A 17,659-nucleotide genomic window follows, 5' to 3' on the forward strand; every position below is an offset into this window, starting at 1 on the left:
TTCAGGTTACCATCTTCAAAACGGCCAGAATGATAAGGGTCATGATCACAGCAAACAGGCTGGCCCCAATGCGTCGCGCCTTTGATCGGCCCGCGCGTGGGGAGAGCCGTGGTGCGGTAAAGGGTTTGGCGCTTTCGGTTTGGATGGGCGTACCCGTCCATTGCGGACGCTGTTCGCCGTAAGCGCCGATCAGGGTGATTGGAGTTGCGGGGGTCAGATGGGTTTCTTCGCCGCCAAATGCATGGGATCGGACCAGCAGCACATGACCAGTCAGTGCCTGTAATGTTTCACCGTCGCCAGTTATCTGATCCGCTGGAACACCGCAGCCTTCGGTCAAATAGCCAACAAGACCCAGCTCCTCGAGATCGCTGATCGGGAAAATTTCGACGTGATCCAGATCGATCTCTTCGATTCCCAGCACCTGCGCCAATGCGCCTGGTTCACGAAGAAACCGGGCCTGTTCAGGCCGCATATCCAGATCAAAGACACGGATCACGCCGCGTTCGCCTGCTGGGATGTGCTGCACAACGCCCATGTGTCTAGCTCGCTGCCGCCTGTTGTTCGGCCCGCAGGTTTTGCGCCAGCAGATCCATCACCGCCATGCGCACGGCAACGCCCATTTCGACTTGTTCTTGGATGACGGAACGATTGATGTCGTCGGCCAGGGTGCCGTCGATTTCCACGCCGCGATTCATTGGGCCTGGGTGCATGACAATGGCGTCAGGCTTGGCCAGTGCCAGCTTGTCGGCGTCCAGCCCATAGCGGTGGTAATACTCGCGCTCAGACGGGATGAAGCCGCCATCCATGCGTTCTTTTTGCAGGCGAAGCATCATCACGACATCAACGTCCTTCAGGCCTTCGTGCATGTCGTCATAAATCTCGGCCCCGAATTCAGCGAATTGACTGGGCACCAGCGTGGGCGGGCCGATCAGGCGGATGCGGTTTTCCATCTTGCCGAGCAGGATCAGGTTGGATCGTGCAACCCGGCTGTGGGCGACGTCGCCACAAATGGCGATGTTCAAGCGGTGCAAGCGGCCCTTGGCCCGACGGATGGTCAGCGCATCCAGCAGTGCCTGAGTTGGGTGCTCATGGCGGCCGTCGCCGGCGTTCAGCACCGCGCAGTTGACCTTTTGCGCCAGCAAATCCACCGCGCCGGAATGCGGGTGTCGGACCACCAGAAGGTCAGGGTGCATAGCGTTCAGGGTCATAGCAGTGTCGATCAGGGTTTCACCCTTTTTGATCGAGGAGGCCTGCATCGCCATGTTCATCACATCGGCGCCCAGCCGTTTGCCGGCAATCTCAAAGCTGGCCTGCGTACGGGTGGAGTTTTCAAAGAACATATTGACCTGGGTTAGCCCTGCCAGAGCTTCGGATCGCTTTTCGGTGGCGCGGTTCTGGTCAACGTATTTGTCTGCCAGATCAAGAATCGCGGTGATTTCGTGTGGGCGCAGGGGTTCAATGCCAAGCAGGTGTTTGTGGCCAAATGGGGTGGGGATCATGGGTAGGCTCCGCGCTGGGTCGGGGCTGTTATAGGGATGTGGGCTGTGGCGGGCAAGATGTTGTGCGTCGGGGAAACCCTGCCGTTGCATGTGTCGTAAGTGTTGGAATTTGAGTATTTTTGGCAACGAGAAGCTGGGGTGTTTCGTATCCGGGGTAAGCGGAGTAGTTTGGCGCTATGGAATCGGCATTAGATTATTACAGCGCGCGGGCGCTTTTGCAGTGGCAGATCGAACTGGGCGCTACCGAGAGCATCGGTGATGAGCCGGTCGATCGCTATGCGTTGCAGGCAACGGTGCCAAAAGCGAAGGCGGAGCAGGCGCCTGCGGTGGTCAAGGCCAAAGAGGTTGACCCCGTTGAGCAGGCGCAAAAGGCCGCGCGGGCGGCCACTGGGTTACCCAGTTTGCGGGCTGCGCTGGAGGGGTTTGAGCACTGTGCCTTGAAGAAAGGCGCGCGCAATCTGGTGTTCAGCGACGGTCAGGCCGGGGCGCGGGTGATGATCATTGGCGATGCGCCGGGGCGTGATGAGGACCGGGCAGGTATACCCTTTGCCGGGCGCGCAGGTGGGCTGCTGGACAAGATGTTGGCAGCCATTGATCTGGAGCGCAGTAAGAATGTTTATCTGACGTCGGTCCTGCCCTGGCGACCTCCGCTGAACCAAGAGGTTCAGGCCGGAGATATAGCTATGATGACCCCGTTTCTGCAGCGGCACGTGGAGCTGGCCGAGCCAGAAATTCTAGTGCTGATGGGCAATACGGCCTGTCAGGCGGTGCTCGGCAAGCGGGGTATCAGCCGGTTGCGCGGAGAATGGCTGCAAGCTTGGGGTAAACCCGTTCTGCCAATGGTGCCGCCAGAAAAGTTGCTGACACAGCCGCAAGGCAAGCGCGCGGCTTGGGCAGACTTGTTGTCGCTGAAGGCAAAACTTGGGATGTTGGCGTGAAGATACTGGCGTTTTCTGACTTGCACATGGCGCGCGCGCGGGCCGCTGATCTGGTTGCGGCCAGTGCTGACGCAGATCTGGTGATCGGCGCCGGGGATTTTTGTAATATGCGAAACGGGCTGGATCAGGCGATGCAGCTCTTGTCAGATATCGCCGCGCCGATGCTGGTGGTGCCTGGCAATGCAGAGAGCGCAAGTGAGTTACAGGCGGCTGCACTGGATGGTACCATCGTCCTGCATGGGACTGGTGTTGAGCTTGACGGGTTGCGGTTCTTTGGTTTGGGGTATGGCGTGCCGGTGACGCCGTTTGGCGATTGGTCTTGCGATCTAACAGAGCATTTCGCTGGGCAGTTGCTGGATGAGTGTTCGACCGCGGACATTCTGATCACCCATTCGCCTCCCAAAAGTTTGGCAGACATGACCTCGGATGGAATTTCGGTTGGCTCAACAGCGATCCACTCCGCCATTGAGCGATTGCAGCCACGTTTGGCACTGTGCGGCCATATTCATGACAGCTGGGGTCACCGGGGTTTTATTGGCACTAGCGAGGTGGTGAACCTGGGGCCAACCGTACACTGGTTTGAGGTAGGTCATTGAACTGCGCCAGATCTGCCATCACCCTCTGATTGGCCAATAGCGTTGCCGAACTCATCTCGGGTAACGCCACTCATCCAAAGGACACAGTTTCGATATGTCTCGAATTGACGAAAGTATGGACTTCTTCCCGGTTCGCATTGCGGTGTTGACCCTATCGGACAGCCGCACGCCTGAGCAGGATCGCTCGGGGCAGGTGCTGGTGGATCGGCTGGAGGCTGCGGGCCATGTGCTGGCAGATCGTAAGATGCTGCCGGACGAGCGCGCGCTGATCGCCGACCAACTGCGTGCATGGGTGGCAGACCCCAATGTTGATGTGGTGATTTCGACGGGCGGTACCGGGCTAACAGGGCGCGATGTCACGGTTGAGGCGCACCGCGATGTCTACGAAAAGGAAATCGAGGCATTTGGGACAGTGTTCACCATGGTGTCGATGAAAAAAATTGGCACCAGCGCTGTGCAATCACGGGCCACGGGTGGCGTGGCGGGTGGCACTTACCTGTTTGCGCTGCCGGGAAGTCCGGGCGCATGCAAGGATGGTTGGGACGAAATTTTGTCGCTACAGCTGGATTATCGGCACCGGCCCTGTAATTTTGTAGAAATTATGCCCAGATTAGAAGAACACAAGCGACGGAAATAACCTGTTGTTGCGTGTAACCTCGTAAACCCTGCCGAAACTTGATAGGTTCCGACAGGGTCCAACGGGCTGAAACAGGCAGCGAATGCCACCTGAAAGGGACTATGGATGCGGTTTTTGCGTCAGAGTTTGACCGGGATATTCCTGGCATCGGCCTGTCTGGCCCTTCTGCTCTATGCGGGGCAGCTGGTTTTTGGCGCCGTTCAGCAGCGGATGAATACCGAGCATAAACCTCCGGCGCCTCGGGAACGCATTTTTGCGGTGAACCTGGTAACCGCCGAATTGAAAAATGTGGCGCCAGAGCTGATCGCTTTTGGCAAGGTCGAAAGCCGTCGGCGACTGGAATTGCGTACCCCAGTGGCTGGGCGGGTGATCACCCTGGCTGAGGGCTTCGAAGAGGGCGGCGCAGTTGTGGCGGGTCAGTTGCTGGTGCAGATCAACCCGGCGGATGCGCAATCGGCATTGGATCGGGCAGAAGCCGATATGCAGGACGCCAACGCAGAAGAGCGTGAAGCGGGTCGGGCGCTGGGGTTAGCGCAGGACGAACTGGCGGCAACTCAGGATCAGGCACAGCTGCGCCAACGGGCCTTTCAACGTCAGATCGATCTGAAAGAGCGCGGTGTTGGCACTGCTGCCACGGTTGAGATTGCGGAACTGGCCGCGGTGCAGGCCCGGCAGGCGGTGATTTCACGGCGGCAGGCGGTATCGCAGGCAGAAGCCCGGGTGGATCAGACCTCGACCCGGTTGGCACGGGCACAGATTGCGCTGGAAACTGCGCAACGCGATCTTGCGGATACCACTGTGAAGGCTGAGTTCGACGGCACATTGCAATCGGTGAATTTGGTTGAAGGCCGCCTCGTGTCCGCCAATGAAAAGTTGGCTGATCTCGTCGACCCAACGCTGTTGGACGTGGCGTTTCGCATTTCCACAGTGCAATACGCCCGGCTGCTGGATGAAAACGGACGGTTATTGAAGGCGTCAATGCGGGCATCTTTGGATGCGACAGGTGCAGATCTTAGCGCCACCGGGATCATCAGTCGTGACAGTGGTGGGGCTGGTGAGGGCCAGTCAGGGCGGCTGATCTATGCCCGGTTGAACGCAGCACCTGGGTTCAAGCCCGGTGATTTTGTTACAGTTACCGTTCTTGAACCGGAACTGAACGCGGTGGCCTTGTTACCGGCCTCGGTTCTGGATGCCAGTGGCACGGTTCTGGTTTTAGGAGCTGAGGACCGGCTGGAGCAGCTTGAGGTCGAATTGGTGCGACGTCAGGGAGATCAAATCCTGGTCCGGGGGGCCGGATTGGCGGGTCGTCAAGTGGTGGTTGGTCGTACGCCGCTATTGGGGGCAGGCATTAAGGTGCGGGCGCTACGAGATGAGGCTGCGGCACAGCCACAGGCGGAACTGATTGAATTGAGTGATGATCGGCGCGCGCGGCTGTTGGCCTTTGTCAAAGGAAACAGCCGTATGCCGGATGAAGCCAAACAACGGGTTCTGGGACAATTGGCCGAGGCCAAGGTGCCGGCAAAGCTGGTGACCCGGATTGAATCGCGGATGGGGGGCTAAAAGGATGGCGCCTGATGAGGATCTGAGCTTAGGTGCGGTCCGACCGGTAGGTCAGGCCATGGGTGCAAGCACACCCGGAGTTTTCGAATGATCCGCGACCTGCCCAAATCTGCGGGTGGCCTGTTAAGCTACTTCACCCGGCATCGGACCGCTGCAAATTTGCTCTTGGTGATCTTGCTGGTGCTGGGCATTGCGGCCATTCCCAATATGCGGGCACAGTTTTTTCCGGATGTGATTATCGACCGGGTGACGGTTTCGGTGACTTGGGACGGTGCCGGACCCGAAGATGTTGACAGCGCCATTGTTCAAGCCTTGGAGCCGGCTCTGCTTGCGGTGGACGGGGTAGAATCCTCTTCTGCGTCTTCACGTGAAGGTCGGGCCTCCATTCGTTTGGACTTTGAACCCAACTGGGACATGGCGCGCGCTGCGGATGATGTGCAGTCTGCCGTGGATGCAGTCACCACATTGCCAGCTGAGGCCGATGACCCAAAGGTTATCCGTGGGGCCTGGCGAGATCGGGTCACCGATGTTGTCATCACTGGGCCGCTGGAACCGCAACAGTTGGGTCTGTTTGCGGATGAGCTTATCTCGCGACTGTTCGAAGTGGGGGTGACCCGCACCACCATTCGCGGTGTGGCTGCTCCACAAACTATGGTCGAAGTGCCGTCTTACAATCTAATCGCCAATGATGTGACGCTAACCCAGATTGCCGAGGCCATTGCAGGTGAGGTCAACGCGGATCCTGCCGGGGATATTTCAGGGGCCAATGCACGGGTGCGCACGGGGCGGGAAAAGCGAAAACCCGAAGAGATAGAAGCCATTGTCTTGCGTTCGAACCCTGATGGGTCAGCGCTGACCATTGGCGATGTGGCGCAGATCAGGATTGAAGGCGTTGATCGCAACCGCTCTTATTATGTCGGGGAAAACCCGGCTATGTCGCTGCGTGTGGATCGGTCGGATAAGGGCGATGCCATTGCTATTCAACGCCGTGTTGAACAGGTGGTTGAACAGGTGCAGGCCAGCTTGCCACAGGGGGTTAGTATTGAACTGATCCGCACACGGGTCGAGGCCATTACCGGTCGTTTAAACCTATTGGTGGACAACGGACTGATGGGGTTGGCCCTTGTGGTGACGCTGCTGTTCCTGTTCCTGAACGCGCGTATTGCGTTCTGGGTGGCGGCGGGGATACCGGCTGCGATGCTTGCCGCGATTGCCATCATGTATGCCGCCGGACTTACCATCAACATGATCAGCCTGTTTGGCCTGATCATTACGCTCGGTATCGTCGTGGATGACGCCATTGTGGTGGGGGAGCACGCAGATTTTCGGGCCAGACGCCTGGGTGAACATCCGGTGGCGGCCTCGGAAAACGCGGCGCAGCGCATGGCGATGCCCGTGCTGGCGGCGACACTGACCACGATCATTGCCTTCTTTGGTCTGACCATTATTGGCAGCCGGTTTGGGGATTTGATCCGTGACATTCCCTTGACGGTGATCGCTGTGCTGGCAGCCTCCTTGGTTGAGTGTTTCCTGATCCTGCCCAACCACCTGTCCCATGCCATTGCGCATGCGGCAAAGGAACATTGGTACGACTACCCCAACCGGGTGGTGAACAGGGGCTTCCGTTGGGTGCGGGATCATCTGTTCCGGCGGTTGATGGCTTGGGTGATTTGGGGGCGGTATGTTGTTCTGGCCGGGGCCTTGGCGATCTTGGCCAGCCAGATGGCGCTGTTCATTGGTGGCGATGTTAAATGGCGCTTCTTTAACGCGCCCGAACGCGGCTCGGTCGCGGGAAACTTTGCCATGGCCGAGGGGGCCAGCCGGGCCGAAACCTTAGACATGATGCGCGAAATGCAGCGCGCGACCGAGGCCCTGGGCGCGGAGTATGAGACCCGCTATGGCCTCAATCCGCTGGATTATGTGATGGCCGAAATTGGTGGCAATGCTGGCCGTGGCCTGTCTGGAGTGGACACTAAAGATACAGATTTGCTGGGCGGTATCAGTATTGAGCTGATCGACGCTGACCTGCGCCCATATTCCAGTTTTGCTTTTATTGCTGAGCTGCAGGACAGCGTGATTCATCATCCGATGGCAGAAACCGTATCGTTCCGGGGCTGGCGTTCGGGGCCGGGCGGTGATGCGCTGGACGTCCAGTTCTATGGAGCCGATGTGCAGACCTTAAAGGCGGCGAGTGAAGATCTGAAAGAAGCTTTACTACGCTACCCCGAAATCACGGCGGTGGAGGACAATCTGGCCTATGACAAGGAAGAGATTATTCTTGATTTGACGCCGCAGGGGAAGGCGCTGAATTTTACCATTGATACGCTGGGGCGGAGTTTGCGTGCACGGTTGAACGGTATTGAGGCAGCGACATACCCGGATGGGCCACGGTCAGCCACGATCCGGGTTGAGTTGCCCGCCGGGGAGCTGACCGCGGATTTTCTGGAACGGACCTTGATGCGCGCACCGGGTGGCGCCTATGTGCCCTTGGCGGACATCGTGTCGGTCAGTCGCCGCAGTGGTTTTTCTACGGTGCGACGTGAAAACGGCATTCGGTTGATTTCGGTGACCGGCGACATTTCCGAAGATGACCCGGCCCGTGCTGAAATGGCCATGCAAGCGCTGGAGAACGACATCTTGCCGACCATAGCCAGCGAACGGCAGGTCGACTGGCGATTGGCAGGGCTGAGTGAGCAGGAAAGTGAGTTCTTGAACGATGCCAAAACCGGTTTGATCCTCTGCCTGACGGGGATCTATTTGGTGCTGTCATGGGTATTTGCCAGCTGGACGCGCCCTTTGGTCGTCATGGCTATCATCCCATTTGGCTTGGTCGGAACGATCTGGGGTCACTATGTCTGGGAGGTGCCGCTGAGCATGTTCACTGTAGTGGGGCTGCTGGGGATGACGGGGATCATTATCAATGATTCCATCGTGCTGGTGACCACCATCGACGAATATGCAGAAGAACGCGGACTGATACCGTCGATAATTGACGGGGCTGCTGATCGGCTGCGGCCTGTGATGCTGACTACCCTCACCACGGTTCTCGGCTTAGCGCCTCTGTTGTTTGAACGGTCCCAACAGGCTCAGTTTTTGAAGCCAACGGTTATCACCCTGGTCTATGGGCTGGGATTTGGCATGGGGTTGGTGTTGTTGTTGGTGCCTGCGCTGGTGGCAATGCAGCGCGATGTGGCACGGCCAATCGCCGCACTTCGCCATGCCTTGCAGGCCGGAGCGACACGCTGGTTTATGTTGGTTTTGGGGGCTCTGCAGGTCGTCTGGCTGGGGCTGACACTGGGCCGGACGATGGTCACGGGGGGGCACCATCCGGCGCTGCTGGATGCACTGCCAATGCTTGCGTCAATGGACCCGATGCGGGCTGCCCTGCTGGTGTTTTTGGCAGGAGCTTTGGCAATTGTATTGGTGAGCTACCTTATCGCAGCGTTGACCTATGGTCCGCGCTTGCGCCGGGAGGGTTGACATACAGCCGGACTTAGCGAGTTTGCATCCGTGCCTGCGCCAACCGGGCCACCTCTGCAACTTGATCAAGGAGGGGAAGGCTGCTGTTCTCCAGCTCATCAACCTCCAGCCAACAGGCCTGTAGCGCATCATCTGCGGGCATAGGTGTGCCGCTTTGATATTCACACAATACGGCCACCAGCAGGTACTGACACTCAATTTGGCCGTCATCATCGCGTAGGATGACATCGACATTGGTCAGATATTCAAGAGGTCGGGCATGCACACCGGTTTCTTCCAGCAGTTCGCGCGCGGCAGCGTTCATCGCTGTTTCGCCCAGTTCGACATGGCCACCGGGAAAGCCCCACATGCCGGCACTGGGCGGATTTCGGCGCTGAACAAGAATGGTTTTACCCTGGTGGGCAACCACCGCGATGGCGCCAACAAGAGGTGTCTTTTCGGCAGTCACTTGCTAGCCCTCATCCAGCAGTACAGCCCTGAATGTCGACGGCGTGATGGCTGCCAAGCACGGTGATCCGTAACTGCGAACGGTCCAGGGCAAAGGCACCTGTGGTTGCAGGCAAAAACTCGGTAGAGGCCGTCAGAATTCCACCGGTCCGCTGGGTCGTGGTATCGCCAGCATAAATCTGTTGTGAGCCGGGTTCGATCACCGTAACCTCCGTGCCACCTGCGGATGGCATTGTAATCCGGGCCTCAACCCGCATGCCATACTTGGTCGGGGACAGGGTGCATTTTGCGGCTTTTACCTCTGCTTCGGAGGCCGAGTAGGGGCGATTGGCCAAGGCCGCCGCAATTGCCGGGTGGCGGCCCGCTTCGGGGTCCATTTGGTGGTCGAATTTGAGTTCTGCCGGGACGCAGACATCTTTGCAAATACCCAGTTCCATCCGCCCTTTGAGGCGTACGGGCTTGTTTGAGGACTGCGGCGTGATCTCAACCGGTAGAACCAACTGATTGTGATAGCCAATGGTTTGAAATCCACCCGACATGATGACTTCGGGGGTGGGCCAGGTGATCGACATTTCGCCAACATTCCGGGAACCGCGCCAAGTAAAGCTGGGCGGGATGCCCGAGTCGCCGGGGCTGCGCCAGTAGGTCTTCCAGCCGTCCTGCAGGGTCACCCGCAAGGCGCCGATATATGTGCCCTGGGCCGAAAGACCGCCGTCAATGACTTCGATTTCGACAAAGGGTTCAGAACCGCTGGATGCCTGCGCTGGGACCGCAAGAGACAAAAGTCCGGCTGAGATGAGTTGTAGCGCCTGTTTCATACGGCCATTGATGGTCTGTTGCCGCCGAAAAGCCAAGTCACGTTGTGGTTAGCCATATGACAGAAATTCGGATCTGCCTGGGCGCGACAGAAAGCGCGCCCTTGCACAGGACCTCTTGCCGCGTCATGGTTGAAACAGAGAGGGAGCAATATGAATCTTACTGGTAAACTCCTGATTGCGATGCCGGGTATGGGCGATGAACGGTTTGACCACACTGTGGTTTTCCTGTGTTCTCACACCGAGGACGGCGCCATGGGGCTGATCATCAACAAGACCGCGCCAGAGGTGCAGTTGAGCGATCTGCTCCGCCAGCTGGACATAACAGCGGAGCCTGCGTCGCAGGGGGAACTCCCGGTGCGTTTTGGTGGGCCTGTTGAAACGCAGCGTGGTTTTGTGCTGCATACGCCGGACTATGAGGCCAGTCTCAATTCTCTGCACGTATCGCCCGAGTTTTCGATGACTGCGACGCTGGATATCCTAGAAGATATCGCCGTTGGTCAAGGGCCGGAGAAAGTTCTGATGATGCTGGGTTATGCCGGTTGGGGGCCAGAGCAGCTGGAGAGTGAAATTGCCCAAAACGGCTGGTTAACGGCCGAAGCAGACGCGGGGCTGGTGTTTGATATGGATGACGGCGGTAAGTGGGGCGCTGCACTCCAAACGCTGGGGGTGGATCCGTTGGGGTTATCGAGCGAGGCGGGGCACGCCTGAATTCACGATGTCCTCCCGCCCAGTCTCGGCCTCCTTGCGGAGGCGCAAGACCCGTTGGGCGTGGCACCGTGCCTGCCGGTGTTTTGGTAAGCTTCAATCTATCGGACGATGGGGACTACAGTGGAGCGCTTAATTCCGAGGTGCGGCAGCGCGGTGCAAGCGGTCATTGATCGCAACGCCTAAGCCATGCGTTGGCACCGGGGCCACTGCGATGGGTTTGTTTAACGCGTCGAGCTGATGCAGGTGACCAAACAAATTGGCAGCCGCCTCGGCCAGATCGCCAGCTTCCGACAGGTTCAGATCACATGCCATGGCACCGAAGCCAAGCATCAGTTCTCCGGCTTTAGCCTGCATCGCGTTTAACCGCACCTGTTCGTTGGGGGCGTAATGGGAGAGCAATTGCCCTGGTGCTGTCAAAGCGTCATGGGCATCGCGCTGCATCAGAGGATGCCCAAGTACGGCTTCGATTTCCTCGGCCGCCAAGCCGCCCGGGCGCAGCAATATAGGTTGAGGCGTGGCAAGCCCGACAATGGTGGACTCCAGTCCGACGCCGCAGGCCCCATCATCGACAATCGCTGCGATACGCCCATTCAGCCCAGCACTGACATGAGCAGCGGTGGTGGGGCTGATCCGCCCAGAGGGGTTGGCCGAAGGTGCCGCAACCGGGCCATCAACCAGCGCAAGCAGCTTGTGTGCAGTGGGGTGGGCTGGGATCCGAACAGCCAGAGTATCCAATCCAGCGGTAACCAGCGGAGAAATACCATGATCTTGGCGCAGCGGAAGAACCAGTGTCAGCGGTCCCGGCCAGAATGCATCTGCCAGCGTCTGGGCCTGAGCACTCCACTGCACGTATCGCTGTGCGGCGTCGATTGATGGCAAGTGGGCGATTAAGGGGTTGAAGGAGGGACGACCTTTGGCCTCATAAACAGCGGCCACCGCTTGACCCTGGCGGGCATCAGCACCCAAGCCGTAAACGGTCTCGGTTGGAAAGGCGACAAGCTGACCGGCCAACAACAACGTAGCCGCCTGATCCAGATCGTGCTCCTCAGAGCTCAGTATTTGGGTATTTTTCTTATGCATTGTGGTGACGCCGCGTTTTGGTTGCTTGCGCGGCTGGTCCCGCTAGGTAGTCGTCCAAGATTTGACAGATACCGGCTGCGTACAGGGATGCCAAGCCCGCGTCGCAGCATCATAGAAAGAGGATGCCATGAGTTTTCGCGCACCCGTCCCCGAATATGAATTCCTACTGAATAACATTGTTGGCTATGAGCAGGTCACAGAGAGTGAACGCTTTGCCGAAGCCACAAGTGAGATGGTGAGCGCGATCCTGATCGAAGCAGGCAAACTATGTGACGAGGTCATGGCCCCTTTGCAACGGGGTGGAGATCTGGAGCCTGCACGGTTGGAAAATGGTGTCTTGCGAACCTCCCCTGGTTTTGCAGACGGCTGGAAGGCCATTGCTGAGGGGGGCTGGATCGGGATGAGTGCACCTGAAGAGCATGGTGGAATGGCACTGCCCATGACCCTGACGACAGCGGTGAACGAAATGATGAGTGGGGCCTGCCTGTCGCTGCAATTGGCCCCGCTGATGAGTCAGGGCCAGATTGAAGCACTTGTCCATCACGCCAGTGATGCGTTGAAAGACCTGTATCTGCCCAAGCTGATTTCTGGCGAGTGGGCCGGAACCATGAACCTGACCGAAGCACAGGCGGGATCGGACGTTGGGGCGCTGTCCTCCAAAGCTGAAGCCAATGGTGACGGCACCTATGCGATCAGTGGTCAGAAGATTTTTATCAGCTGGGGCGACAATGATTTCTGCAGCAATGTCTGCCACTTGGTATTGGCGCGCCTGCCGGATGGCGCTCCGGGGACCAAAGGGATTTCTTTGTTCCTGGTGCCGAAGTATCTGCCTAATGAAAGCGGTGAGGCCGGTGAGGCAAACAGCCTGAGTGTGGTTAGTCTGGAACATAAGATGGGTCTGCATGGCTCTCCGACCTGCGTGATGCAGTATGATCAGGCCACGGGGTGGCTGGTTGGCGATGAGCACGGCGGTTTGGCCGCGATGTTCACCATGATGAACAATGCCCGACTGGGCGTTGGTGGTCAGGGGATCGGCGCTGGCGAAGGCGCGTATCAACAGGCCATGTCCTATGCACTAGAGCGTAAGCAAGGGCGCAGTGAAAGCGGTACTATTGTTGATCATGCGGATGTGCGCCGGATGTTGATGACGATGAAGGCGGACCTGTTTGCGGCCCGCGCCATATTGATGTCCTGTGCGGTCGCCATCGATATGCAAGCTGCAACAGGAGATGCAGAATGGGCCACCCGCGCTGCGTTTCTCACCCCAATCTCCAAGGCCTTTGGAACAGATACAGGTATCTCGGTGGCGGATACCGGTGTGCAGGTACACGGTGGCATGGGTTATATCGAAGAAACCGGGGCAGCGCAGTTTTTCCGGGATGCACGGGTAACTGCGATCTATGAAGGCACCAATGGCATTCAGGCGATGGATCTGGTGGCGCGTAAAATGTTGGATGGCGGTGATATGGCCAACCGCCTGATCGACGAGATCGAAGAACAGGCAGAGCGGGCCCGAGTCACCCATCCCAATATGGCCGAAAGCGTCTGGCAGGCTTGCGAATCCCTGCGCGAAGCAACCGAATGGCTGGTGGTGCAGGACAGAATGAACGATCGGTTTGCGGGTGCGGTTCCTTATCTGCGGGCGTTCGCGCGTGTATTGGGAGGGCATTTCCATCTAGCTGCAGCCATGGCTGATCTGGGTGGGCCGCGTGAAAAACTGGCGCGGTTCTATATTACTCGCTTGCTCCCAGAACATGCGGCGCTGTTGGCGCACGCGCAGGCCGGGGCCGATGGCGCCTTTGCACTAACCTTAGAAGAACTGGCAGGCTGATTATGACAAGCGTTCCCGAAGTCACTATGCGTCACCCTTGGGAAACGCCGCCTGCACCCGGCGAAGCCATCGAAGTTGCTGAGGGCGTATTGTGGATGCGTCTGCCACTGCCGATGAAGCTGGATCATGTGAATGTCTATGCGCTGGATGACGGCGATGGCTGGACGGTGATCGACACAGGGTTTTCATCCAAGAAAACCCGCGCCATCTGGGAACAGCTGATGGCTGGGCCACTAAATGGCAAACCAGTCAAGAGGGTTGTGGTCACCCATCACCACCCTGATCACATTGGCAACGCGGGCTGGTTCCAGTCTGAACACGGCGCTGAACTGGTCACCACACGCACAGCCTGGCTGTTTGCCCGTATGCTGACGTTGGATGTACAGGAAGAATGGCCACAGGAAACGCTGGAGTATTACCGCAGTGCTGGCATGGACCCCGAGATCTATGACAAACGTGCCGCTGACCGTCCCTTCAATTTTGCAGATGTGGTTTACCCAATGCCTCTGGGCTTTACCCGGATCAAACAGGATGACGTGTTTCGTATGGGCGGGCGCGACTGGGACGTACACATGGGGAATGGCCATGCACCGGAACACGCCACGTTCTGGAGCCGTGATGACAATCTGGTGATCACCGGCGACCAGATCCTGTCCTCGATCAGTCCTAACATCGGCGTTTATGCCACCGAACCAATGGCGGATCCGCTGGCCGACTGGCTAGAGGCTTGTGAACGCTTGGCACCGCTGGCGCGGGCAGATCACATCGCGTTGGGCGGTCATAAACTGCCGTTTTCGCGGTTGCCACTGCGAATGAGGCAGTTGATCGACAATCATCACGGCGCACTGGATCGGCTGTTGGATCATCTGGATCAACCCAAAACTGCGGCCGAGTGTTTTGCACCCTTGTTCAAACGTTCAATCGGTGAAGGTGAATACGGCCTTGCCTTGGTCGAGGCGGTGGCCCATGTAAATCACCTGTATTGTATTGGAAAACTGGACCGCAGTCGGCGTGAAGATGGCGCTTGGCTGTACCAGCGTAAGGGGTAACAAGCCCCAAGGGGAGAGACCCAAATGGGCGACGAAATCATGACCACAGCTGAGGCTGCTGAATCTGCAGCTTTGCCGCAATTGCACGAGGTCCACGCCGACCCCGAGGCCAAAGCTGGTCTATCCACGGTGCCCGAGGCGCTGAATAAGCCAGTTGAGACCAAAAGCCCTGCGCGCTGGGCCTATGAGCGTCTGGTGCTGTACATCAAGAATTTTGAAGAGCAACTGGACGGCGAACACGAGATCGCAATGGGCTTCACCGGCGGTGATGCTGGGGTGTTGCGTATCGAAGGCATGGGGTATTTTGACCCGGACATCATTACCTTCTACGGCACTGATGGGGGGGGCAGTAAAACCCAGCTGGTGCAGCACATCAGTCAGCTCAATGTGATGCTACGCGCCTTGCCAAAACCCGCAGCCGATACACCAGCAAAACGCATCGGTTTCCGGCTGGCCTCGGATCTGGACGACAGCTAGCACACTCCAGCTTGCTCTGTGCACGGCCCGGCTTTTAGGTCGGGCGGTGCCTGACCCTTGTGCTGCATTGCAAGGCACCGTCTTATAGGGGTGATTTTGTCAGGAGATTTTGTCTTGAAGCCATTTTCCACTGTTTTGCGAGCCTATGCTGAAGCCAGAACGCGCTGGCGCTTGTTTCTGACCGTACATGTTTCGCTGCGTCTGCTAGCATTGGCCCTGATTGCGCCGTTGATGGGGGCATTGGTCAATCTGGCTGTGTCCTTTTCCAGCCAATCAGCGCTGACCGATCAGGATATTGCGCTGTTTATCCTGTCTCCCATCGGGTTTGTCTTGTCGCTGGTGGTTGCCAGTATCGTGCTGGTGGCAGCAGCTGCCACCTTTGCGGTGATGGCCTCTGCGCTGCGGTATGAACAGGCCAGTCAATGGCAAACCGCGCGCATAGCCCTAGTGGCGGTGGTTCGAAAACTGTACCCGCTGGCCGTTTTTATTGGCTTGTTGTTGCTGCGAATTCTGCTGCTTGCGGCCCCGTTTGCAATTGCTGCCGGGCTGGTGGCGCTGTGGTTGCTCACCGAATTTGATATCAACTATTACCTGACCTATCACCCGCCTGCCTTCAAGTTGGCAGCTGGGTTGATCGGTGTGATTGCCGTGGGGCTGGCCCTGTTGTTGCTGCAACGCCTGTCGGCCTGGGCGCTGGCATTGCATCTGGTGTTGTTCGACGGTCAGTCCCCGCGCAACAGCTTTGCAATGAGTACTGAGCGTATGCGCGGGCATCATTTGAAACTGCAAATTGAACTGGTTGTCTGGATTGCGATGCGCGCTGCGTTGGCAGCGGCGTTGGCGGTTTTGGCGGGTGGCATGATTGCCTGGATGCCGGTTGGGGCCGGAGCGGGCATGATTCAGGTGCTGTTTGTTGCAGTTCTGATTATGTTGCTCTGGTTGGTCGGGGATGCGGTGTTGTCTGCACTGGCGCTTGGCGCCTTGGCCTTAATCCTGGACCGCCATTTTGGCGGTGAGCATCCGCCTTTGCCCGACGATCTGCGCCCCAAAACGAGAATGCGGTTTGGCGTGTTGGGGGCTGGCGCGATCGCGGTGGTGCTTGGCGGCATATCGCTCTGGTTGGGTCAGGCGCTGTTTGATGCGGTGCAGACAGAAGACAAGGTCGAAATCATTGCACATCGTGGCGCCGCTGGCAGCCGCCCGGAAAACACTACGGTTGCGATCGAAGAGGCGCTGGTACAGGGCACTGATTGGGTTGAGATTGATGTACAGGAAAGTGCAGATGGCCAAATTGTCGTGATGCATGACGCCGATCTGATGAAGCTGGCCAAGACCAATTTGCAGATCCACGCTACATCAACGACAGATCTGCAGGAGGTCGATATTGGCAGCTGGTATGACCCGCTCTATGCCGACGAGCGCATCCCGTTGCTGAGTGAGGTTCTGGCGCAGGTTAAAGGCCGTGCCAAGCTGCTGATTGAGTTTAAGCATTATGGTTATGACGTCGACCTTGAAGGGCGCACCGTACAATTGATCGAAGCCGTAGATATGGCGGATCAAATTGCCTTTATGTCATTAAAATACGAGTCCGTTCAGAAAGCAAAAAACCTCCGGCCGGACTGGCGTGCGGGTATTCTGGCAGCCACCGCGGTGGGGAATTTGGCTGGGCTAGATGGTGATTTTGCCGCTGTGAGGGCTGAAATTGCCAGCCCCGGTTTGATCAGCTCTGTCCATGCGGCTGGCAAAGATCTGTATGTTTGGACGGTGAATGATCCGCTGCAAATGTCCAAGATGATCTCAATGGGGGTAGATGGGTTGATCACTGATGAACCTGGACTGGCCCGTGAGGTGCTAAGGGTACGGGCCGGGTTGAACACGCCTGAGCGTATGGTGTTATGGCTGGTCGAGGAACTCGGGTTGGATCTGACCCCGGGGGAGTACCGTGATGTCTCACCTTAGAGTCGGATTGTTCTCGGTTGTGCTGCTGTCCAGCCCGGTTTCAGCGCAGGACTGGGATCAATTGGGCCGTGGGCTCGAGTTGAAAGCGCATGCCGCATTGATGCGCCAGGTTGCACTTGCTAAAACTCCGGCTCCTTTTACGACGGATGGCTGCAGTGGCGGCCTGTCTGCGGCGTGGCACAGTGTGGCTGCTTATTGGCCGCGGTTTGCCAATGATCACAAAGAACAGCCGCCGTTTGAGCCATGTTGTGTCAGCCATGATCGCGCCTATCATGAGGCAGGATCAGCCCGCGGCGCCAGCGAAAGCTATGATGCGCGATTGGCAGCTGACCGAGAATTGCAGGCCTGTGTGATTGCTACGGGTGAAAGCCGCAACGCTGAATTGGCAATCCGGTATGGGGTCGCCGAGGAGCAAGTGAAAGAGGTCTACGCTTTGTTGGCGGGCAGTATGTATTACTCGGTTCGATTCGGCGGAGGCCCGTGTAGTGGGCTGGGTTGGCGCTGGGGGTATGGCTTTGACCAGTGTTGGAGCGACAACTAATCATGATTCCTTTGCCCTGCGCCCGAATGACGTGGTGAC

Annotated in this window: 16 protein-coding genes; 11 read left to right on the forward strand and 5 right to left on the reverse strand. The window is 57.9% G+C overall.

Annotated features, from left to right (window positions below; all coding sequences use genetic code 11):
• Position 1: 1 nt before the first annotated feature.
• Entirely contained in the window at positions 2 to 535 is a 534-nt protein-coding gene (locus FEE96_RS02260) for a hypothetical protein (RefSeq protein ID WP_138161363.1), read from the reverse strand.
• Positions 536 to 539: 4 nt separating this feature from the next.
• Positions 540 to 1,499 carry an aspartate carbamoyltransferase catalytic subunit gene (locus FEE96_RS02265; protein WP_138161364.1) on the reverse strand — a complete coding sequence of 320 codons (960 nt, stop codon included), beginning with the start codon at positions 1,497 to 1,499 and terminating at the stop codon, positions 540 to 542.
• Between the two features lie 176 nt (positions 1,500 to 1,675).
• On the opposite strand from FEE96_RS02265, the gene FEE96_RS02270 reads away from it, so the two are divergent.
• The 5 genes from FEE96_RS02270 (at position 1,676) to FEE96_RS02290 (ending at position 8,710) form a co-directional block, all read left to right on the forward strand.
• Complete coding sequence (locus FEE96_RS02270) at positions 1,676 to 2,437, forward strand: uracil-DNA glycosylase (protein ID WP_138161365.1); 762 nt, start codon at positions 1,676 to 1,678, stop codon at positions 2,435 to 2,437.
• On the forward strand, positions 2,434 to 3,033 hold the full coding sequence (locus tag FEE96_RS02275) for a metallophosphoesterase family protein (protein WP_138161366.1): 600 nt from the start codon (positions 2,434 to 2,436) through the stop codon (positions 3,031 to 3,033). The genes FEE96_RS02270 and FEE96_RS02275 overlap by 4 nt, the downstream gene beginning before the upstream one ends.
• Before the next feature lie 94 nt (positions 3,034 to 3,127).
• Positions 3,128 to 3,670, forward strand: coding sequence for a molybdenum cofactor biosynthesis protein B (gene moaB, locus FEE96_RS02280; RefSeq protein WP_138161367.1), 543 nt, complete (start codon positions 3,128 to 3,130; stop codon positions 3,668 to 3,670).
• Between the two features lie 105 nt (positions 3,671 to 3,775).
• On the forward strand, positions 3,776 to 5,230 hold the full coding sequence (locus tag FEE96_RS02285; RefSeq protein ID WP_138161368.1) for an efflux RND transporter periplasmic adaptor subunit: 1,455 nt from the start codon (positions 3,776 to 3,778) through the stop codon (positions 5,228 to 5,230).
• Positions 5,231 to 5,317: 87 nt separating this feature from the next.
• Positions 5,318 to 8,710: an efflux RND transporter permease subunit gene (locus FEE96_RS02290; RefSeq protein ID WP_138161369.1), complete on the forward strand. Its 3,393-nt coding sequence runs from the start codon at positions 5,318 to 5,320 to the stop codon at positions 8,708 to 8,710.
• 13 nt (positions 8,711 to 8,723) lie between these two features.
• Here the strand turns inward: FEE96_RS02290 and FEE96_RS02295 are convergent, their stop codons facing one another.
• Positions 8,724 to 9,158 (reverse strand): NUDIX hydrolase, encoded by a 435-nt coding sequence (locus FEE96_RS02295; protein ID WP_138161370.1) that lies wholly within the window; start codon positions 9,156 to 9,158, stop codon positions 8,724 to 8,726.
• 10 nt (positions 9,159 to 9,168) lie between these two features.
• Positions 9,169 to 9,975, reverse strand: coding sequence for a protein-disulfide reductase DsbD domain-containing protein (locus FEE96_RS02300; protein ID WP_138161371.1), 807 nt, complete (start codon positions 9,973 to 9,975; stop codon positions 9,169 to 9,171).
• A gap of 150 nt (positions 9,976 to 10,125) precedes the next feature.
• Between FEE96_RS02300 and FEE96_RS02305 the strand changes: the two genes are divergently transcribed.
• Complete coding sequence (locus FEE96_RS02305; RefSeq protein ID WP_138161372.1) at positions 10,126 to 10,683, forward strand: YqgE/AlgH family protein; 558 nt, start codon at positions 10,126 to 10,128, stop codon at positions 10,681 to 10,683.
• 129 nt (positions 10,684 to 10,812) lie between these two features.
• Here FEE96_RS02305 and FEE96_RS02310 read toward each other — a convergent pair whose 3' ends face one another.
• Positions 10,813 to 11,763, reverse strand: coding sequence for an L-threonylcarbamoyladenylate synthase (locus tag FEE96_RS02310; protein ID WP_138161373.1), 951 nt, complete (start codon positions 11,761 to 11,763; stop codon positions 10,813 to 10,815).
• A gap of 127 nt (positions 11,764 to 11,890) precedes the next feature.
• Here FEE96_RS02310 and FEE96_RS02315 point away from each other — a divergent pair, with 127 nt between their 5' ends.
• The 5 genes from FEE96_RS02315 (at position 11,891) to FEE96_RS02335 (ending at position 17,620) form a co-directional block, all read left to right on the forward strand.
• Positions 11,891 to 13,594, forward strand: a complete 1,704-nt coding sequence (locus FEE96_RS02315; RefSeq protein ID WP_138161374.1) for an acyl-CoA dehydrogenase — start codon at positions 11,891 to 11,893, stop codon at positions 13,592 to 13,594.
• A 2-nt stretch (positions 13,595 to 13,596) separates the two neighbouring features.
• Positions 13,597 to 14,643, forward strand: coding sequence for an MBL fold metallo-hydrolase (locus FEE96_RS02320; protein WP_138161375.1), 1,047 nt, complete (start codon positions 13,597 to 13,599; stop codon positions 14,641 to 14,643).
• Positions 14,644 to 14,667: 24 nt separating this feature from the next.
• Positions 14,668 to 15,120 carry a DUF6173 family protein gene (locus FEE96_RS02325; protein ID WP_138161376.1) on the forward strand — a complete coding sequence of 151 codons (453 nt, stop codon included), beginning with the start codon at positions 14,668 to 14,670 and terminating at the stop codon, positions 15,118 to 15,120.
• Between the two features lie 114 nt (positions 15,121 to 15,234).
• Complete coding sequence (locus FEE96_RS02330) at positions 15,235 to 17,079, forward strand: glycerophosphodiester phosphodiesterase family protein (RefSeq protein ID WP_138161377.1); 1,845 nt, start codon at positions 15,235 to 15,237, stop codon at positions 17,077 to 17,079.
• A complete protein-coding gene (locus tag FEE96_RS02335) occupies positions 17,066 to 17,620 on the forward strand; it encodes a hypothetical protein (RefSeq protein WP_246079244.1) in 555 nt (184 codons plus the stop codon). Before FEE96_RS02330 ends, FEE96_RS02335 begins: the two co-directional genes overlap by 14 nt.
• The last annotated feature ends 39 nt before the right edge of the window (positions 17,621 to 17,659 follow it).

Origin of the sequence: Parasedimentitalea maritima (assembly GCF_005771405.1) — a bacterium.
Taxonomy (GTDB): domain Bacteria; phylum Pseudomonadota; class Alphaproteobacteria; order Rhodobacterales; family Rhodobacteraceae; genus Parasedimentitalea; species Parasedimentitalea maritima.

Bases quoted from the DNA above. Each gene is read 5' to 3' on its own strand.
- FEE96_RS02260 (WP_138161363.1), bottom strand. From the start codon at position 535: ATGGGCGTTGTGCAGCACATCCCAGCAGGCGAACGCGGCGTGATCCGT.
- FEE96_RS02265 (WP_138161364.1), bottom strand. From the start codon at position 1,499: ATGATCCCCACCCCATTTGGCCACAAACACCTGCTTGGCATTGAACCC.
- FEE96_RS02270 (WP_138161365.1), top strand. From the start codon at position 1,676: ATGGAATCGGCATTAGATTATTACAGCGCGCGGGCGCTTTTGCAGTGG.
- moaB (WP_138161367.1), top strand. From the start codon at position 3,128: ATGTCTCGAATTGACGAAAGTATGGACTTCTTCCCGGTTCGCATTGCG.
- FEE96_RS02285 (WP_138161368.1), top strand. From the start codon at position 3,776: ATGCGGTTTTTGCGTCAGAGTTTGACCGGGATATTCCTGGCATCGGCC.
- FEE96_RS02290 (WP_138161369.1), top strand. From the start codon at position 5,318: ATGATCCGCGACCTGCCCAAATCTGCGGGTGGCCTGTTAAGCTACTTC.
- FEE96_RS02300 (WP_138161371.1), bottom strand. From the start codon at position 9,975: ATGAAACAGGCGCTACAACTCATCTCAGCCGGACTTTTGTCTCTTGCG.
- FEE96_RS02305 (WP_138161372.1), top strand. From the start codon at position 10,126: ATGAATCTTACTGGTAAACTCCTGATTGCGATGCCGGGTATGGGCGAT.
- FEE96_RS02310 (WP_138161373.1), bottom strand. From the start codon at position 11,763: ATGCATAAGAAAAATACCCAAATACTGAGCTCTGAGGAGCACGATCTG.
- FEE96_RS02315 (WP_138161374.1), top strand. From the start codon at position 11,891: ATGAGTTTTCGCGCACCCGTCCCCGAATATGAATTCCTACTGAATAAC.
- FEE96_RS02320 (WP_138161375.1), top strand. From the start codon at position 13,597: ATGACAAGCGTTCCCGAAGTCACTATGCGTCACCCTTGGGAAACGCCG.
- FEE96_RS02325 (WP_138161376.1), top strand. From the start codon at position 14,668: ATGGGCGACGAAATCATGACCACAGCTGAGGCTGCTGAATCTGCAGCT.
- FEE96_RS02335 (WP_246079244.1), top strand. From the start codon at position 17,066: ATGTCTCACCTTAGAGTCGGATTGTTCTCGGTTGTGCTGCTGTCCAGC.